This is a genomic window from Halomicroarcula saliterrae (genome assembly GCF_031624395.1).
In the GTDB taxonomy this organism is placed as follows: Archaea; Halobacteriota; Halobacteria; order Halobacteriales; family Haloarculaceae; genus Haloarcula; species Haloarcula saliterrae.
Genome location: NZ_JAMQON010000002.1, coordinates 505410 through 522474, shown reverse-complemented (window position 1 = coordinate 522474; position 17065 = coordinate 505410). Strand labels below are relative to the sequence as shown.

General features: G+C 66.3%; 16 protein-coding genes. 10 read left to right on the top strand and 6 right to left on the bottom strand.

The window, feature by feature from the left end:
* Positions 1–67 precede the first annotated feature (67 nt).
* The 9 genes from NDI56_RS10680 to NDI56_RS10640 all read left to right on the top strand — a co-directional run bounded on the left by NDI56_RS10680 (position 68) and on the right by NDI56_RS10640 (position 7779).
* Entirely contained in the window at positions 68–334 is a 267-nt protein-coding gene (locus tag NDI56_RS10680; RefSeq protein ID WP_310919502.1) for a F0F1 ATP synthase subunit C, read from the top strand.
* 18 nt (positions 335–352) lie between these two features.
* Positions 353–937, top strand: coding sequence for a V-type ATP synthase subunit E (locus NDI56_RS10675; RefSeq protein ID WP_310919501.1), 585 nt, complete (start codon positions 353–355; stop codon positions 935–937).
* Positions 934–2010 carry a V-type ATP synthase subunit C gene (locus NDI56_RS10670; RefSeq protein ID WP_310919500.1) on the top strand — a complete coding sequence of 359 codons (1077 nt, stop codon included), beginning with the start codon at positions 934–936 and terminating at the stop codon, positions 2008–2010. The genes NDI56_RS10675 and NDI56_RS10670 overlap by 4 nt, the downstream gene beginning before the upstream one ends.
* On the top strand, positions 2007–2333 hold the full coding sequence (locus NDI56_RS10665) for a V-type ATP synthase subunit F (RefSeq protein ID WP_310919499.1): 327 nt from the start codon (positions 2007–2009) through the stop codon (positions 2331–2333). The genes NDI56_RS10670 and NDI56_RS10665 overlap by 4 nt, the downstream gene beginning before the upstream one ends.
* 2 nt (positions 2334–2335) lie before the next feature.
* Positions 2336–4096 carry an ATP synthase subunit A gene (locus NDI56_RS10660; protein WP_310919498.1) on the top strand — a complete coding sequence of 587 codons (1761 nt, stop codon included), beginning with the start codon at positions 2336–2338 and terminating at the stop codon, positions 4094–4096.
* Positions 4097–4098: 2 nt separating this feature from the next.
* Positions 4099–5511, top strand: coding sequence for an ATP synthase subunit B (locus NDI56_RS10655; RefSeq protein ID WP_310919497.1), 1413 nt, complete (start codon positions 4099–4101; stop codon positions 5509–5511).
* Between the two features lie 188 nt (positions 5512–5699).
* Entirely contained in the window at positions 5700–6452 is a 753-nt protein-coding gene (locus NDI56_RS10650; protein ID WP_310919496.1) for a bacteriorhodopsin, read from the top strand.
* A gap of 133 nt (positions 6453–6585) precedes the next feature.
* A complete protein-coding gene (locus tag NDI56_RS10645) occupies positions 6586–7278 on the top strand; it encodes a V-type ATP synthase subunit D (RefSeq protein WP_310919495.1) in 693 nt (230 codons plus the stop codon).
* A 108-nt stretch (positions 7279–7386) separates the two neighbouring features.
* Positions 7387–7779 (top strand): DUF6276 family protein, encoded by a 393-nt coding sequence (locus tag NDI56_RS10640; protein ID WP_310919494.1) that lies wholly within the window; start codon positions 7387–7389, stop codon positions 7777–7779.
* A gap of 137 nt (positions 7780–7916) precedes the next feature.
* Here the strand turns inward: NDI56_RS10640 and prf1 are convergent, their stop codons facing one another.
* Entirely contained in the window at positions 7917–9173 is a 1257-nt protein-coding gene (gene prf1 / locus NDI56_RS10635) for a peptide chain release factor aRF-1 (protein ID WP_310919493.1), read from the bottom strand.
* A 334-nt stretch (positions 9174–9507) separates the two neighbouring features.
* Here prf1 and NDI56_RS10630 point away from each other — a divergent pair, with 334 nt between their 5' ends.
* Complete coding sequence (locus NDI56_RS10630) at positions 9508–10323, top strand: MinD/ParA family ATP-binding protein (RefSeq protein ID WP_310919492.1); 816 nt, start codon at positions 9508–9510, stop codon at positions 10321–10323.
* A 158-nt stretch (positions 10324–10481) separates the two neighbouring features.
* On the opposite strand, the gene argS is transcribed toward NDI56_RS10630, so the two are convergent.
* The 5 genes from argS to pyrH form a co-directional block, all read right to left on the bottom strand.
* Positions 10482–12218 (bottom strand): arginine--tRNA ligase, encoded by a 1737-nt coding sequence (gene argS / locus NDI56_RS10625; protein ID WP_310919491.1) that lies wholly within the window; start codon positions 12216–12218, stop codon positions 10482–10484.
* 42 nt (positions 12219–12260) lie between these two features.
* Positions 12261–14030, bottom strand: coding sequence for a site-2 protease family protein (locus tag NDI56_RS10620; RefSeq protein ID WP_310919490.1), 1770 nt, complete (start codon positions 14028–14030; stop codon positions 12261–12263).
* Positions 14031–14216: 186 nt separating this feature from the next.
* Positions 14217–14642: a DoxX family protein gene (locus NDI56_RS10615; RefSeq protein WP_310919489.1), complete on the bottom strand. Its 426-nt coding sequence runs from the start codon at positions 14640–14642 to the stop codon at positions 14217–14219.
* Positions 14643–14710: 68 nt separating this feature from the next.
* Entirely contained in the window at positions 14711–16354 is a 1644-nt protein-coding gene (lysS, locus tag NDI56_RS10610; protein WP_310919488.1) for a lysine--tRNA ligase, read from the bottom strand.
* Positions 16355–17041 (bottom strand): UMP kinase, encoded by a 687-nt coding sequence (gene pyrH, locus NDI56_RS10605; RefSeq protein ID WP_310919487.1) that lies wholly within the window; start codon positions 17039–17041, stop codon positions 16355–16357. It abuts the gene before it with no gap.
* Positions 17042–17065: the final 24 nt, after the last annotated feature.

The following is a 17065-nucleotide window of genomic DNA, read 5'->3' as shown; positions in this document are numbered from 1 at the left end:
TTATGAACTCCGTGGCGTCACATACGCCTGTTCGGACACGAGCAACTTCACAGAGGACTTCAACAACATGATCGAAACCATCGCACCCCTTGTCACCGCTGTACTGCAGGAAGGTACCGCTGCCGCGCCGGCTATCCCGAACAAGGCTGCCGCCGCCCTCGCCGTCGGGCTGGCCGCGCTCGGATCGGGTTACGCAGAACGAGGTATCGGTGCCGCCGCAGTCGGCGCCGTCGCCGAGGACGACAGCATGTTCGGCCGTGGACTCATCCTGACAGTCCTGCCCGAGACGCTCGTCATTCTCGCGCTGGTCGTCGTCTTCGTCGTTCCTAACTAACGTACCCCCTTTTCAACAATGAGCCTTGATACAGTCGTAGAGGACATCCGAGACGAGGCCCGCGCGCGTGCAGAGGAGATTCGGGCGGACGCCGACGAGCGCGCCGAGGAGATCGTCTCCGAGGCCGAGGCCGACGCGGAGTCGATCCGAGAGGAGCGCGAGGCCGAGGTCGAACGGGAGATATCCCAGGAGCGCGAACAGCGCCTCTCCTCGGCGAAGCTCGAGGCCAAGCAGGCCCGACTGGGCGCCCGCCGGGACGTGCTCGAAGACGTCCACGAGGACGTCGAGGGGGCCATCGCCGGCCTCGAAGGCGACCGCCGCGAGGAGCTGACCCGCGCGCTGCTCGACGCCGCCGTCGACGAGTTCGACGACGGCGCCGACCTCCGGGTCCACGGGCGAAGCGACGACGAGTCGCTCATCGAGGATATCCTCACAGAGTACGACGACGCAACGTTCGCCGGGACACGGGACTGTCTGGGCGGAGTAGTTGTCGAGAGCGAGGCCTCCCGGGTCCGTGTGGACAACACGTTCGACTCCGTGCTGGAGTCGGTCTGGGAGGACAACCTCAAAGCAATCAGCGACCGACTCTTCGAAGACCAATGAGCAGCTACAGGACGGCATCCGGCGGCCGGAGCAGCAACTACGAGTACGTCATCGCTCGGGTTCGCTCCCGCCGTGCCTCGCTGTTCGACGACGACGACTACCGGAAGCTGGTCCGCATGGGGACGAGCGAGATCGCTCGCTTCATGGAGGAGACGGAGTACGAGACGGAGATGAACGCGCTGGGCGCGCGCTACGGCGGGTCGGACCTCGTCGAGTACGCGCTGAACCGCAACCTCGCGAAACACTTCGACGACTTGCTGGAGTGGTCCGAGGGCGCGCTGTACAACTACATCGCGCGGTACCTCCGCAAGTTCGACGCGTGGAACGTCAAGACGGTCATCCGCGGCCTCTACGCCGGCGCCGAGTCGGCCGACGTCGAGGACGACCTCATCCGCGCCGGGGAGTTCGGCGACAAGCGAATCGACCAGCTCCTCGCCGCGAGCTCCATCGAGGAGGTCGTCGAGTCGCTCGACGACACCATCTTCGGTGACTCGCTCGCCGACGCCTACGAGGTGTACGAGGAACAGGACGTCCTCGTCCCGCTGGAGAACGCCGTCGACCGCGCCTTCTACGAGATGCTGCTCGATGGCCTGCCCAGCAATCCGGAGCCCGACAGCGCGACCGGGCTGTACGTCCAGTTCCTGCAGGCCGAGGTGGACTTCAGGAACCTCCGGAACGCGCTGCGGCTGGCCCGCAGCGGGGCCGAGACGGACCCCACGGAGTACTACATCGAGGGCGGCAAGCTGTTCGACGAGCAGACGCTCGCACAGCTGACCGCGAACGTCGAGGGGCTCGTCGCCGCGGTGCGTGACAGCACGTACGGCGACGACCTCGACGCGGCGCTGTCCGCGCTCGAAGACGCCGGGAACCTGGTCGAGTTCGAGCGAGCGCTGGACGCGGCGCTGCTCGAGTACGCGGACACCCTGTCGAACCGCTATCCGTTATCGGTATGTCCGGTGCTCTCGTACATCCTCGCCAAGGAGCGCGAGGTCGACAACATCCGGGCTATCGCCCGTGGCCGCGAGGCCGGCCTCGGCCCCGACGAGATAGAACAGGAGCTGGTGATACTATGAGCCAGGAGATAGCAGTGGTCGGGAGTCCGGAGTTCACGACGGGCTTTCGGCTGGCGGGCGTTCGCAAGTTCGCGGATATCCCCGCGGAGGCGAAAGGCGAGCAGCTGGACGACGCCGTTTCGGAGATGCTCACCGACGACGACGTCGGCATCGTCGTGATGCACGACGACGACATGGACCATCTCTCGCGTGGCGTCCGAAAAACGGCCGAGACGAGCGTCGAACCGGTGCTGGTGACGCTCGGCGGCGACGGCGCCGGCAGCGGCGGGCTGCGTGAACAGATCAAACGAGCCATCGGTATCGACCTGATGGACGAGGACTAACTATGAGTCAAGCAACAGAATCCGACGTCCGCGAGGACGGCATTATCGAAAGCGTCTCGGGACCGGTCGTAACGGCTCGGGACCTCGACGCCCGGATGAACGACGTCGTCTACGTCGGTTCGGAAGGGCTGATGGGTGAGGTCATCGAGATCGAAGGCAACATCACCACCATTCAGGTGTACGAGGAGACCTCCGGTGTCTCCCCGGGCGAACCGGTCGAAGGGACCGGTGCCCCTCTCTCGGTGGACCTCGGGCCGGGGATGCTCGACGCCATCTACGATGGTGTCCAGCGCCCGCTCGACGTCCTCGAAGAGAAGATGGGCTCGGCGTATCTCGACCGCGGTGTCGACGCGCCGGGTATCGACCTGGAGAAGACCTGGGAGTTCCAGCCCGAAGTCGCCGAAGGCGACGAGGTCGAGGCCGGCGACATCGTCGGCACCGTCCCGGAGACGCCCAGCATCGACCACAAGGTGATGGTCCCGCCCAACTCCGACGGTGGCGAGGTCACCGCCGTCGAGTCGGGCAACTTCACCGTCGAGGAGACGGTCGTCGAACTGGACTCCGGCGAGGAGATCCAGATGCGACAGGAGTGGCCGGTGCGCCAGCAGCGTCCCTCCGTCGACAAGGAGACGCCGACCGAACCCCTCATCTCGGGCCAGCGCGTGCTCGACGGCCTGTTCCCCATCGCGAAGGGCGGGACGGCCGCGATTCCCGGCCCGTTCGGCTCGGGGAAGACGGTCACCCAGCACCAGCTCGCCAAGTGGGCCGACGCGGACATCGTCGTCTACGTCGGCTGTGGCGAGCGCGGCAACGAGATGACGGAGGTCATCGAGGACTTCCCGGAACTGGAAGACCCCATCACGGGCAACGCCCTGATGGACCGGACCTGCCTCATCGCGAACACGTCGAACATGCCCGTCGCGGCGCGTGAATCCTGCGTCTACACCGGCATCACCATCGCGGAGTACTTCCGCGACATGGGGTACGACGTCGCGCTGATGGCCGACTCCACCTCCCGGTGGGCCGAGGCCATGCGCGAGATCTCCTCCCGACTGGAGGAGATGCCCGGCGAGGAGGGGTACCCCGCGTACCTCTCCGCTCGCCTGAGCGAGTTCTACGAGCGGGCCGGCTACTTCCAGAACATCAACGACACCGAGGGCTCCGTGAGCGTTATCGGGGCCGTCTCGCCGCCGGGCGGGGACTTCTCGGAGCCGGTCACCCAGAACACGCTGCGTATCGTCAAGACGTTCTGGGCGCTGGACGCCGACCTCGCGGAACGTCGGCACTTCCCATCTATCAACTGGAACGAGTCCTACTCGCTCTACCGTGAGCAGCTCGACCCGTGGTTCGTCGACAACGTCCGCGAGGACTGGCCCGAGACGCGGCAGTGGGCCATCGACACGCTGGACGAGGAAGCGGAGCTGCAGGAGATCGTCCAGCTCGTCGGCAAGGACGCGCTGCCGGAGGACCAGCAGCTGACGCTGGAAATCGCCCGCTACCTGCGCGAGGCGTGGCTCCAGCAGAACGCGTTCCACCCGACGGACACCTACTGCGAGCCCGAGAAGACGTACCGCATCATGAACGCCATCAAGGTGTACAACGACGCCGCCTTCGAGGCGCTCGACGCCGGTGTCCCGGTCGAGGAGATAACCGACATCGAGAGCGCCCCGCGGCTCAACCGTATCGGCGTCCAAGAGGACTGGGACGAGTACATCGACGAACTGGAGGACGACATCACGTCGGAGCTCCGGGAGCTGTACTAACAATGAAAGAGTACCAGACAATCACTGAGATCAGCGGCCCGCTGGTGTTCGTCGAGACCGACGAGCCGGTCGGCTACGACGAGATCGTCGAGATCGAGACCGGCGACGGCCAGACGCGCCGTGGCCAGGTGCTCGAATCGGCGAGCGACTACGTCGCCATCCAGGTGTTCGAGGGGACGGAGGGCATCGACCGCGAGGCCTCCGTTCGCTTCCTGGGCGAGACGATGAAGATGCCCGTCACCGAGGACCTGCTCGGGCGGGTCATGGACGGGACCGGCCAGCCGATCGACGGCGGACCGGAGATCGTCCCCGACGAGCGACAGGACATCGTCGGCGCGGCCATCAACCCCTTCTCGCGGGAGTACCCCGAGGAGTTCATCCAGACGGGCGTGTCGGCCATCGACGGCATGAACACGCTCGTGCGCGGCCAGAAACTGCCAATCTTCTCGGCGTCGGGGCTGCCACACAACGACCTGGCGCTCCAGATCGCCCGACAGGCGTCCGTGCCGGAGGAAGAGGAGGGCGAGGACGACGAGGGCTCCGAGTTCGCCGTCATCTTCGGCGCCATGGGTATCACGGCCGAGGAGGCCAACGAGTTCATGGACGACTTCGAGCGCACCGGCGCGCTGGAACGCTCCGTGGTCTTCATGAACCTCGCGGACGACCCCGCCGTCGAGCGAACGATTACGCCGCGACTCGCGCTCACCACGGCCGAGTATCTGGCCTTCGAGAAGGACTACCACGTGCTGGTCATCCTGACGGACATGACCAACTACTGTGAGGCGCTCCGGGAGATCGGTGCCGCACGCGAGGAGGTCCCGGGCCGCCGTGGCTACCCCGGGTACATGTACACTGACCTGGCACAGCTCTACGAGCGGGCCGGCCGTATCGAGGGGCGTGAGGGCTCTGTCACACAGATCCCCATCCTCACGATGCCGGGCGACGACGACACCCACCCGATTCCGGACCTCACCGGCTACATCACGGAGGGGCAGATATACATCGACCGCGACCTCAACAGTCAGGGCGTCCAGCCGCCGATCAACGTCCTGCCCAGCCTGTCGCGGCTGATGGACGACGGCATCGGCGAGGGGCTGACCCGCGCCGACCACGCCGACGTGAAAGACCAGATATTCGCTGCCTACGCGGAGGGTGAGGACCTCCGCGACCTCGTCAACATCGTCGGTCGCGAGGCGCTGTCCGACCTCGACAACAAGTACCTCGACTTCGCGGACCGCTTCGAGGACGAGTTCGTCGACCAGGGCTTCGACACCGACCGCGACATCGACGACACCATCGAACTCGGCTGGGACCTGCTGTCGATGCTCCCGAAGGACGCCCTGAACCGTATCGACGAGGAACTCATCGAGGAACACTACCGCGAAGAAGTCGCCGAAGAAGTCGCCGCGGACTGACCGCCGTCGGTTTTCTGTCGCATATCCCGTTCTTTCGGGCGAGCCCGCTCGGTGAGACCGGGACTGGGGCGTCGTGTTCGGATCGTCGCTACCGCTCTCGACGACTGCTATCGCAATTCTAGCCGCTTCTTACCAAACTGATTGGGTGTGTTAAACTTTACCTGCCGAACCCAAAGGACAGTTGCACTATGCCACAACCAGGAAGCGAACAGATATGGCTATGGCTCGGCACAGCAGGCATGTTTCTCGGCATGCTGTATTTCATCGGCCGAGGCTGGGGTGAGACGGACGACCGGCGACAGAAGTTCTACATCGCCACGATACTGATAACGGCGATCGCGTTCGTCAACTACCTCGCGATGGCGTTGGGCTTTGGCCTGACGTTCATCGAGATCGGCGGCGAGCAACGGCCCATCTACTGGGCCCGGTACACGGACTGGCTGTTTACCACGCCGCTCCTGTTGTTCGACCTCGCCCTGCTCGCGGGCGCGGACCGTAACACCATCTCGTCGCTGGTCAGCCTCGACGTGCTGATGATCGGCACCGGTCTGGTCGCGACGCTGTCGGCCGGCAGCGGCGTGCTGGAAGCGGGCGCGGAGCGGCTGATCTGGTGGGGTATCAGCACGGCGTTCCTGCTCGTCCTGCTGTACTTCCTGTTCAGCTCGCTATCGAGTCGGGTCACCAACCTGCCAAGTGATACCCAGAGCACGTTCCGCACGCTGCGGAACCTCGTGGCGGTCGTCTGGCTGGTCTACCCGGTCTGGTGGCTCATCGGGACCGAGGGGCTCGAACTCGTGGGCATCTTCACCGAGACGGCCGGCTTCATGGTCATCGACCTCGTCGCCAAGGTCGGCTTCGGGTTCATCCTCCTGCGGAGCCACAGCGTGCTCGACGGCGCCGCCGAGTCCCGAGCCACGGGCGCCGCGCCGGCAGACGACTAGAGGGAGTCACACAGGCCCGGTGGCCGACGGCGATTACGGGCCACGCGTTTTTTTCGGGGAGCCGACCACGAGCAGCGCCGCGGCTCGGACCGACTGAAAACGGTTAACTGGCTACGCCCGAAACGCCCCGGTAATGGCGAAGGACGTCAAACCGACTCGGAAGAACTTGATGCAGATAGAGGACCGCATCGAGCTCTCCGAGCGCGGGCACGATACGCTGGAGAAGAAGCGTGACGGCCTCATCATGGAGTTCATGGACATCCTCGACCAGGCCCAGGACGTCCGTGAGGACCTCGACGACTCCTACGACCGCGCCCAGGAGGCCATCAACATGGCGCGGGCGATGGAAGGCGACGTGGCAGTGCGGGGCGCCGCGGCCGCACTCAAGGAACACCCCGAGCTGACGACACAGTCGAAGAACATCATGGGCGTCGTCGTCCCCCAGATCGACTCGACGGGCGTCAAGAAGTCACTGGACGAACGGGGCTACGGCGTGATGGGCACTTCAGCGCGCATCGACGAAGCCGCGGACGCATACGAGGAGCTCATCGAGAACATCATCCTCGCCGCCGAGGTCGAGACGGCGATGAAGAAGATGCTCGAAGAGATCGAGACGACCAAGCGCCGCGTCAACGCCCTGGAGTTCAAGCTCCTGCCGGACCTGCACGACAACAAGGAGTACATCGAACAGAAACTCGAAGAGCAGGAGCGAGAGGAGATCTTCCGCATGAAGAAGATCAAGGCCAAAAAGGAGGAAGAGGAAGACGCCCTCGCCGCAGAGAAAGAGGAAGAAACGGAAGTCGAGCCGGTCACGGCGGACGACTGAACGCGGTCGGCGTCCTCCCGCTCACTGTTCTGCGAGTCGGTCCCGTCTCGGGAATCAGGCTGCGTTCGTACCCATCAGACTCATCCCCGCCGCGTTCGGAGTACGGGTATGTCCTGTTCACACTGTGGCGGCGATTTACTGCCGTTCCCGGTCCCGGTAGAGTCGCGGGAGTATCTGCCCGACGGGACGGTCGGGGTCGGTCTCTGCCGGGGCTGTCTGGCGATGGCGCCGGTCGAGGAGCCGCCGGCCGAGGTCCCGGACCTGACCGCCCTCGACGACGCCTTCCCCTCGAACGCGGACGCGGCCGTCCCCCTGGCGTTGCTGGTGGGGCTGCTCGACTCGCTGGCCCTCCACCGTGCGGAGATTACGGCGCTGCTCGAACGGGTCGAACGGGCCGGGACGGACCCGCTACTGGTCGTGGACCGCCTCGCGGACAGCTACGGCGACGACGCCCACGTCGACCTCGCTCGCCGTCGTCACCAGCTCGAACAGCTCCTGTGACCTCTTTCCTAACGAGTAAGGTACTGAAATTTTATATAGCCAACCGCATGTATGAAACGCGGCAGACGGAAGCGTGTGTCCGCTTGTGGACCGACGACGAGTCCACTCACTCCCACCCCACCCCCATTTTGCGCGGTTTACACGCCGGTAGAGTAGCGTAGCAGCCCCGCGACGCCGCCGAAGGCCGTCAACAGCTGCTCGCCTTTCTCGAAGTCCGAGGAGATAAACACCGTCTCGGTCCCGCGCTGATCGGCCAGTTGCATCAGGTGGTCGATGGCGTCCTCGCGTTCGCCCGCGTCGGCGTCGACCGTCTCGCTACAGCGCGTGCAGTCGTGGTCCGGGGTCGACTTCGACGTGTCGATGAGCTCGTACTCGTCGTGGCCGTTCTCGCAGGTGTAGGCGACGACGTCCTTCCGCAGGTCCTCGGAGATGAGCAGCTCCTCGACGGCGCCCATGTTGAGGTTCTGGCGGGTCTGGTCGAAGCCGTAGGTGGCCTTATCGCCGTCGTGGAGCTGTTTGAAGAACTCCTCCATGACCTGCTTGTCCTGGAGCATCTCGTGCTCGTCCAGAACGTCCTGAGCGGCGTCGACGAGGTCGTACAGTCCGGACTCGTCGGTGTAAGCGATGTCGAACTTCCCGAGGACCATGTCCTGGAGCTCGTGGTGGAGGTAGTCGCCGTCGAGGAACTCGTCTTTCGTCGGCGAGGGACCACCGACCAGCACCCCGTCCATCTCGTGGCGGTCGGGGACCATGAGGTCGTTGGCCATGCCGGCGACCTCCTGGTAGAAGTTGTCGATGGCCTCTAGGCGCAGGCGGGCGAATCGCTGGGCTGACTGACCACCTTTGCGCTGTTTGCCCGGCACCAGCGAGGAGGCGGACTTGACGGGCTCTACGCGCTTGCCCTTGAGCCAGCCGACGTTTGCCTCCCGCCGGTCCAGCACGACGAGGCCGAACAGGCCCTTGTCCGCCAGCATGTTCTCCAGGGGCTCGGTGAGGAAGTCGGAGTCACAGTGGTAGCGGAAGGACTCGATGGGGTCGGGCGGGGACTCCAGCACTTTGGTGACCATGTTCGTCCGACCGCCGCCGCTGTCGATGGCGCCGGAGAACAGCACCATCCCGTTCTCGGGCGGGCGGACCTCGTAGTAGCGCAGCCGGTCCTTGATGGACGTCAGCGCGTCCTGAACGGCCGTGCGTGTGTCCTTCGATTTGATGTTCGACGCTTCCGAGTGCTCTTGGGTGACGTGGGCGACGACGTCGCTGAGGAGTTTGTCCTCGGGCACGTAGATAGAGACGAGCTGTGTGCCAGAGCCCTCGTACCCCTTGAGTTCCTCGATTACCTTCCTGAACTCGTACTTCTGTTTGTCCGACTGCTCCTGTTCCTGGGGCTCGCTCATTACCACGATTTCGGCGGTGTTGCCTAAGAACCTGTTGACAGGGAAGCGTGAGCCGGGTAGACCTCCGTACCGGGGACACCGCCACCCGGTGAAACGGCGACTACAGGCTGGTACGGGACAGACTGGCGATTCGAGCCCGCTGGAATCGCTGCCCAGTGAAACGGGCCACCGGAGACCCCACTCGCTGCAGGGCTCCCCGGCTTGCAGATTCAGCCCCCGGCTCCCGTTCGACAGCGGCGACTCGGGCGGAATCTCGGCTATTGGTCGCCTGTCATGACGACTCACGGACAGCCGGGTTTATATGACTGCCCCTATAGAACACAGACAACAGATTATGGCGGGGTATGTTTGTACCATCGCAGGCGGCAAAGGCGGGGTCGGCAAGACCACGACTGCTGTCAACGTCGGTGCGGGACTGCAGGAGCTCGGGTACGACGTCGCCGTCGTCGACGCCGACCTCGGGATGGCCAACCTGGGTTCGATGCTGGCAGTCGAACCGGAGAAGAGCGTCCACGAGATTCTCGCGGGCGACGCCGCCGTTAGCGAGGCGCTCACCGACGCTCCCGGCGGGCTGACCGTCATCGCCGGCGAGCAGTCGCTCGACGCCTTCGCCGACGCCGACCCGGCGAAGCTCCGGAAGGTCATCAAGACGCTCCGGGCCGCCTACGACGTGGTCATCATCGACACCGGCGCCGGCCTGAGCCACGAGGTCGCGGTCCCGCTCGGCCTGGCCGACGGCATCGTGCTCGTGACGACCCCCGACGAGGTGGCCGTCGGCGACACGGTCAAGACCGCCCAGCTGTCCGACCGCATCGACGGCACCGTCATCGGCGGTATCATCACCCGCGTCACCCGCCACACGGACGTCGCGGACATCAACGACCGCTTCGATTTCCCGCTGCTCGCGGTCATCCCCGACGACCCGCAGGCGACCCACGAGGAGCCGCTCATCCGGAACGAACCCGACAGCCCGGCGGCCGACGCCTACCTCCGGCTGACCGACGCGCTGCAGGGCGTCTTCTTCGAGGGCGACACCGCCGAGGCCGACCTCGATACCATCGTCGACCAGTCGTGGTTCATCGACGAGGACGCCGTGGACGACGACGCCGACGAGGAGAGCTCCGGCGGCGTCTTCGGCCTGTTTAATTAGCGAACGCCGTCGTCTCTTCTGGCGTGTCCGCTGCTATCGGTTCCGTGGCTGCTGCAACTCTTGCGCGAGAGAGCTCGGAAGCCCGCCCGTAGCCGGTTGGTCAGCCCGCCGGGCTTTCTGCTGTCGACTCCGCGAAACCACTGGTCGCAGACACTAGCTCACATCGAGGTCGGCGCTTCCACACCGATAGCGTCCAGCGCGTTCGCGACGGCGTGGCGCGTGCCGGCGACGAGCGCGAGCCGCGCCGCGCGGGTCTCCTCGTCCGCATCGAGCACGGGACACTCCCGATAGAAAGCGTTGAACGTCTCCGCCAGCGTACGCGTGTAGGTGGCGACCGTGTGTGGCTGGAGGTCGTCGGCGGCCTCCTCGACGACGGCGGGGAACCGCGCGAGCACGCGCAGGAGGTCCAGCTCTTCGGGTTCGCCGAGCCGGTCGAACTCCGGCTCCGACGGAATCTCGCCGGCGTCCTCGGTGATGCCACAGCAGCGCGCGTGGACGTACTGGACGTAGGGGGCCGACTGCGCCTCGAAGTCCAGCGCGCGGTCCCACTCGAAGGTGATGCCCTTGGTGGGTTGTTTCGAGACGATGTCGTAGCGCACGGCACCGATGCCGACCTGATGGGCGATGCGTTCGATGTCGTCCTCGTCGAGGTCGCCCCGCGTGCGGTCGTCCAGCCGGGACTCGACCTCCTCGCGGGCGCGGGCGATGGCCTCGTCGAGCAGGTCGTCGAGGTCGATACCGGTCCCCTCGCGGGTGCTCATGCCGCCCTCGGGGAGGTTGACCCACGAGTAGAACACCTGCTGGAGCTTCTCGGTGTCGTCGCCCAGCAGTTCGAGCGCCGCCGAGAGCTGTTCCGCCTGGAGATGGTGGTCCTCGCCCAGGACGGTGACCGCGCGGTCGTAGTTGTCGAACTTCCACTCGTGGTGGGCGAGGTCCCGCGTGGTGTACAGCGAGGTGCCGTCCGAGCGCAGGAAGACGAGGTTCTTCTCGAAGTCGGGCAGGTCGAGCTGCCAGGCGTCCTCGTCGTAGACGGCACAGTCCAGTTCCTTGAGCCGGTCGACCAGCGCGTCGGTGTCGCCGTTGCGCATGAACCGGGTCTCCTTGACGAACTCGTCGAACTCGGCGGGGAGCCGCCCGAGCGTCGCCTGCATGCCGCCCAGCACGGTGTCGACGACCTCGGCCACGCGCTCGTAGGTGTCTTCGTCACCGTCTTCCAGTCCTCGCAGGATGGTCTGAATCTCGTCTTCGGCCGCTTCGACGGCGTCCGGGTCGCCCTCCTCCAAGAAGCTGTTGCCCTTGCGGTAGTAGCGGACCATCTCGTATTCCGGCGAGTCGCGCTCGGGTTCGGGGAGGTCGCTCTCGTCGAAGGCCTCGTAAGCCCAGGTGAAGACGGCTATCTGTCGGCCGGCGTCGTTGACGTAGTAGTGGCGGTCCACGTCGTAGCCGGCGTAATCGAGGACGCGAGCGACCGCGTCGCCGATGATAGGGTTGCGCGCGCGGCCGACGTGAACGGGGCCGGTGGGGTTCGCGGAGGTGTGTTCGACCACGACGCTGGTCTCCCGGTCGGGCAGCCGCCCGAAGTCGGCGTCGGTCGCCCCGGTGAGCGTCTCGGCGAAGTAGGCCTCGCCGGGCAGGAAGTTCACGTAGGGGCCCTGTGTGGTCACCTCGCTGACGTAGGACAGCGAGTCGGCGTCGATAGCCTCGGCGATGTCGGCCGCGACCTTCGGCGGCGGCGCGCCCACCTCGCCGGCCAGTCGGAACGAGGCGCTCGAAGCGAGGACGGCGTCGACGTCCTCCGGCGGCTCCTCGATACCGAGGTCGTCGGTCGGGAGGTCGAGGGCCGTCAACGCGTCACGGAGTGCGTCTTCGGCCTCCGAACGGAGCTGTCTGAACATACGCCCCTCTCCCACGGCGGGGAGTAAATGGGTGACGAAACGTCAGGCGAAGAACCGCGGCCCGAACAGCATCACGAGCAGCCCGCCGATCATCGAGGCGGTCACGACGAGTGTCACGGCCGTCGTGAGGCTCCGGCGGCCGGGCACGGGGAGCCGGGAGACGACCGACTCCGTCGACGCCCGGAGGATATGGCCCCCGTCCAGTGGGTACGTCGGGATGAGGTTGAACTGCCCGATGACGATGTTTATCCACCCGGTCCAGAACAGGACGTTCGCGAGCAGGAACACGGCCGACTCCCCGAGGGCCCCCAGCGGCCCCTGAACGGTGTAGAAATCGATCCAGAAGCCGGTGAAGCCGGGGAAGTTGTAGCCCACGCCGCCGCCCGGAGCTTCCCCGACGACGGGGAGGATGAAGGCGAAGTATATCTGCCGGAAGAACCCGGTGTCCGACGCCTGTCCGCCGTCGGGCTCCCCGCCGATGGCGTTGAGGAACGTCGCCGCGGGGTACCGGTCGAGACCGAAGTCGTTCACCTGGATACCGGAGACCCCGCCCTGGAGGGCGACACCCAGCAGTGCGCCGTCAGTCCGGTCGTTGGCGGCCACGGTCACCGAGTAGACCGTCCGCTCGCCGTCGACGTAGGCGGTGACGTTCACCGTCTCGCCCGGCGGCGTCTCCGCCAGCACTCGCGAGAGCGCAGCCGTGTCTACCGTCCGCTCGCCGTCGATAGCCGTGACGACGATACCCTGCTCGGCCGGCGCGCCGGCCGCTTCCAGGGGTCCGTCAGCGGCGACCAGCACGTAGCTCCCCGTCGGCATCTGGACCGTCCGGCCGGCTTCGGTCCGAATCTCGGCGACGGGGTGGTCCCTCGACGCGTCGATGAACTGTCCCGTCGTCGAGACGTTCGTCCCGTTGACGCTGACGATGGTCTCCCCGCTTTCGAGAGGCGCGCTCTGTATCGCGCTGCTGACGACCGCGGAGCGCTGTACCGTGACGGGCGCTTTCTCGCGGAAACTCACCTCCACGCGCGAGTCGTTCGTCGCGGCGAGCGTCGACTGGAGGTCGCCGGGGCTCGCCACTCGTTGACCGTTGATACCCGTAATGACGTCACCCGACTCGATGCCGGCCTGAGCCGCGGGGGTCTCTTCGACCGTCCCGCCGACGTGGTAGCCGTCGACGACGGCGATCGAGCCGGCAATCGGCCCGAAGAGCAAGAGGAGTGCGATAAACGCCAGCGCGAAGTTGTTAGTCACGCCCGCCGCGTACATCCGCACCTGCGCGCCGCGGGACGACCGCAACAGCCCGGACTCGTCGGGTTCGACGAACGCGCCCATCGGAATCACCGACAGCAGCGCCAGCCCCATCGACTCGATGTCGATGTCCTCGACCCGACAGAACAGGCCGTGACCCCCCTCGTGGACGACGAGCGCCAGGAGGAGCCCGAAGACGATCTCCGGGGCGACCGACAGCGGGAGGAAGTCGTTGACGCCGGGGATGGCCAGCGCGTTCCGGGGCTCGTTTAGCGCCGAGGGCTGCGGGTTGACCACCGCCTGGTACGCGCTGAACGCTACCAGCAGGAACGACCCGACCATCACGACGAGGGCGGCACCGACGCCCAGATTCCCCCAGGCCCGCCAGAACCGTTTCGGCCGGGCTAACCGTGTCAGGAGCGCTTTTCCTTTCTGGGTGTGGATCGTCGTCAGCGGCCCGCTGATACTGATGAACTCGGGAATCACGCCGCGTGACTTGAGTGCCGTCGCCAGCAGGGAGTACGCGACAAATCCGACGAGGACCCACGTCAGCGTGCCCACCATTTAGTTGTGCAAGGGGCCAGTGAGGGAAGAACGCTTCCCTTCGACCTCTTTTGTCCCGGGGGGTAACAAACGTCGATGAAAAACGCCGGCATCTCGACCTCCGGTCTCGGTGCCGGTGAACCGCGCTCGCTTCGCTCGCGCGGACAGGAGCGAGTACTGGTCTGTCGGAGTCGCGTTCCGGGACTGTCACTCCGCGCTCGCGACACCGAGCAGCACCAGCGCCGTCCCGAACAGCGCCGTGTTCTTCAGGAACTGGATCTGTTGTTGCTGTCTCTCGTCGGGGTCCGCAACCGACCAGAAGTCGTGCATCATCGGCGTCACGCCGAGAAAGAACGCCGCGATTGCTGCTGTGGCAAGTCTGGGGAGCCGCCACAGCGAGACGCCGAGGCCGCCAAACAACAGCGTGTAGTGGGCGACGGTGTTCGAGAGTGCCGGCATCGGGACGCCCTTGGAGTCGGCGTACTGGGCGCGCTCCTCCGCGTTCCGGAGGCCGTCGGCAGCCATCAGCGCGAGCACGCCGCCGTACAGCAGCCGACCGAGGCGCAACGCCGTCGAGGTGGTCGTGTTCGCTGACCGCTCGCTCGGGTCACGGGCCGCAGGCCGGGTTGACATATCCGAACGACGGTGGGCGACCCACTTAGGGGTCTAGCCGGTCGTTGCAAGCGCTTGTAACGCCGGTCTCAGGCCTCGCGCCGGAGCCGCCGCACCACGAACTCCCGGTCCAGTTTCGCCATGAACTGACCGAGCTGTGGCCCCTCGGTGTCGTCGAACAGCAGGCGATAGCCCGCGGCGAAGAAGTCGGCTATCTCGATGTCGTTGCGCTTTGCCGTCTCGTAGATCTCGCTTTGAATCTCGTCGCCGTCGTGGCCCGCGGCGACGAAGTCGGCGAGTTCGTCCAGCGCGGCTTCCATCTCGGGGCCGAAGTCGGTGTCGGGCATCGTCGTCCGCTTGAGTTCGTAGTCGAACTCGTTGCCGGTACGGCGGGCCCAGTGCTGTGCGCGCTCGACGCGGGCGAGCGCGGCCTCGACGGCCCATTCGGGGGCGTCGTCGGGGATGTGGCCCTCCTTGCGGGCGATCTGTTCGCGCAGCTCGGGGTCCTCGGTCATCCCGAGGACGGCCGCGAAGGTGTAGGGGATACGCACGCGCTCCTCGCGGGGTTCGTCGACGACCATCGGATACGCCCGGTCGGCGAACTCGCGTTCGTCCTCGTCGCGGGGCTCGACCTCGCCGTAGTACACGCGTTCGAGCCGGTCGAACTCGTCGACGAGCTGGTCGACGTTCTCGACGGAGAAGTCCCGCTGCTTGCGGGGGTTCTTCGTGAAGAAGTACCGGAACACTTCGGGCTCCAGAATCCCCAGTACCTCGTCGACGGTGACGACGTTGCCCGACGACGAGGAGAGGGGCTCGCCCTCCAGCGTGAACCACTCGTACACCATCGGCACCGGCGGCTGGATGTCGAGGACGTTCTCGGCGATATCCTCGCCGGATGGCCAGGAGCCCTCGGCGTGGTCCTTGCCGAAGGGCTCGAAGTCGACGCCCAGAATCTCCCACTGGCCGGGCCACTCGAAGCGCCACGGGAGCTTCCCGTCCCGGAGCGTCGCGACGCCCTCGTGGCCACAGCCCTCGATGGTCTGGTCGCCGGCCTCGACGTCAGTACAGACGTAGTGGACCTCGCCAGCCTCCAGGTCGACGTCGGTGACGCCCTCGGTGAGTCTGGCGCAGTCGGCACACTGGGGCAGGAAGGGGACGTAGTCGTCGTCGACCTTGTTCTGGTAGTCGGCGAGGACCTCGCGGGCGCGGTCGGCCCGTTCCAGCACTCGGCGCGTGACGGGCTCGAACTCGCCGTCTTCGTACAGCTCGGTGTTCGAGACGAACTCCACGTCGACGCCCACGAGCTCGGCGCTCTTTTTCAGCAGGTTCGTGAAGTGGGCGCCGTAGGAGCCACAGTCGCAGTCGAACGGGTCGGGGATATCCGTGTAGGGTTTCCCGAGGTTGCGCCCGAGCGCGCCGGCGTCGACCTCGCCGAGCCCGACGACGTTCCAGTCGAGGTCGGCGAGCTGTCGGGGGACGGCCCGCAGGCGGTCCTTGTCGTCGGCGGTGAACACCTGCCGGACCTCGTGGCCGCGGTCACGCAGCGCCTCGGCGACGTAGTAGCCCCGCATGATCTCGTTGAAGTGGCCGATGTGGGGCACACCTGAGGGGGAGACGCCGCCCTTGATGACGACGGGCTCGTCGGGGTCGCGGGCCTCGATAGCGTCGGCGACCGAGTCGGCCCAGAACGCCCGCCCGCTCGCGCTCCCGACCTCGTATGGGTCTTCGGCCATCTACGCCTCCGGGAGGATTTCGGTGCCGTCGAACTCGTCTCTCCGGACGGCGTCGACGACGCGCTGGGGGTCGGTGCCGTCGAGCACGACGGTCCGGATGCCCGACCGCTGGATGACCTTCGCCGCCAGCAGGTCCACCGGGACGTTGCTGCCGGCGTTCATCTCCGTCTCGACGATGATATCGACCAGTTCCCCGGCGGTCAGCTGGTCGAACCGGGTCGCGCCGGCGTCGGTGCTCGGGTCGGCGTCGTAGACGCCGGGGACGGAGGTGGCGTAGACGAGCAGGTCCGCACCGACGTACTCCGCGAACGCGGCGGCGACGGCGTCGGTGGTCTGGGCGGCGACGACCCCGCCGAGCACCGGGATGTCACCGCGGCGGATGGCCTCGCGACCGGTGTCGTAGCTCTCGGCCGGTGCCGGGGCCGCGCGGTCGTCCAGCGCCGCGATGAGCAGCCGGCTGTTCAGCCGGGTGACGGCGATACCCAGCTGGTCGAGTTCGATTTCGTTGGCACCGAGCTCGCGAGCAGTTCCGATGTACTCCCGGGCGGTCGGCCCGCCACCGACGACGGCTCCGAGCGTGTGGCCGGCTTCGTCGAGCGACTGGAGGGCGGCCGCGTAGTCGGCTACCCGGTCCGGTTCGAGGTCGGGGGCGAGGACGCTCCCGCCGACAGAGACGACGACTTTCATTGGCCCGGCGTAACCACGAAACAG

Excerpts from the sequence above, each read along its gene's own strand:
- NDI56_RS10680 (WP_310919502.1), top strand. The coding sequence starts at position 68 with ATGATCGAAACCATCGCACCCCTTGTCACCGCTGTACTGCAGGAAGGT.
- NDI56_RS10675 (WP_310919501.1), top strand. The coding sequence starts at position 353 with ATGAGCCTTGATACAGTCGTAGAGGACATCCGAGACGAGGCCCGCGCG.
- NDI56_RS10670 (WP_310919500.1), top strand. The coding sequence starts at position 934 with ATGAGCAGCTACAGGACGGCATCCGGCGGCCGGAGCAGCAACTACGAG.
- NDI56_RS10665 (WP_310919499.1), top strand. The coding sequence starts at position 2,007 with ATGAGCCAGGAGATAGCAGTGGTCGGGAGTCCGGAGTTCACGACGGGC.
- NDI56_RS10660 (WP_310919498.1), top strand. The coding sequence starts at position 2,336 with ATGAGTCAAGCAACAGAATCCGACGTCCGCGAGGACGGCATTATCGAA.
- NDI56_RS10655 (WP_310919497.1), top strand. The coding sequence starts at position 4,099 with ATGAAAGAGTACCAGACAATCACTGAGATCAGCGGCCCGCTGGTGTTC.
- NDI56_RS10650 (WP_310919496.1), top strand. The coding sequence starts at position 5,700 with ATGCCACAACCAGGAAGCGAACAGATATGGCTATGGCTCGGCACAGCA.
- NDI56_RS10645 (WP_310919495.1), top strand. The coding sequence starts at position 6,586 with ATGGCGAAGGACGTCAAACCGACTCGGAAGAACTTGATGCAGATAGAG.
- NDI56_RS10640 (WP_310919494.1), top strand. The coding sequence starts at position 7,387 with ATGTCCTGTTCACACTGTGGCGGCGATTTACTGCCGTTCCCGGTCCCG.
- prf1 (WP_310919493.1), bottom strand. The coding sequence starts at position 9,173 with ATGAGCGAGCCCCAGGAACAGGAGCAGTCGGACAAACAGAAGTACGAG.
- NDI56_RS10630 (WP_310919492.1), top strand. The coding sequence starts at position 9,508 with ATGGCGGGGTATGTTTGTACCATCGCAGGCGGCAAAGGCGGGGTCGGC.
- argS (WP_310919491.1), bottom strand. The coding sequence starts at position 12,218 with ATGTTCAGACAGCTCCGTTCGGAGGCCGAAGACGCACTCCGTGACGCG.
- NDI56_RS10620 (WP_310919490.1), bottom strand. The coding sequence starts at position 14,030 with ATGGTGGGCACGCTGACGTGGGTCCTCGTCGGATTTGTCGCGTACTCC.
- NDI56_RS10615 (WP_310919489.1), bottom strand. The coding sequence starts at position 14,642 with ATGTCAACCCGGCCTGCGGCCCGTGACCCGAGCGAGCGGTCAGCGAAC.
- lysS (WP_310919488.1), bottom strand. The coding sequence starts at position 16,354 with ATGGCCGAAGACCCATACGAGGTCGGGAGCGCGAGCGGGCGGGCGTTC.
- pyrH (WP_310919487.1), bottom strand. The coding sequence starts at position 17,041 with ATGAAAGTCGTCGTCTCTGTCGGCGGGAGCGTCCTCGCCCCCGACCTC.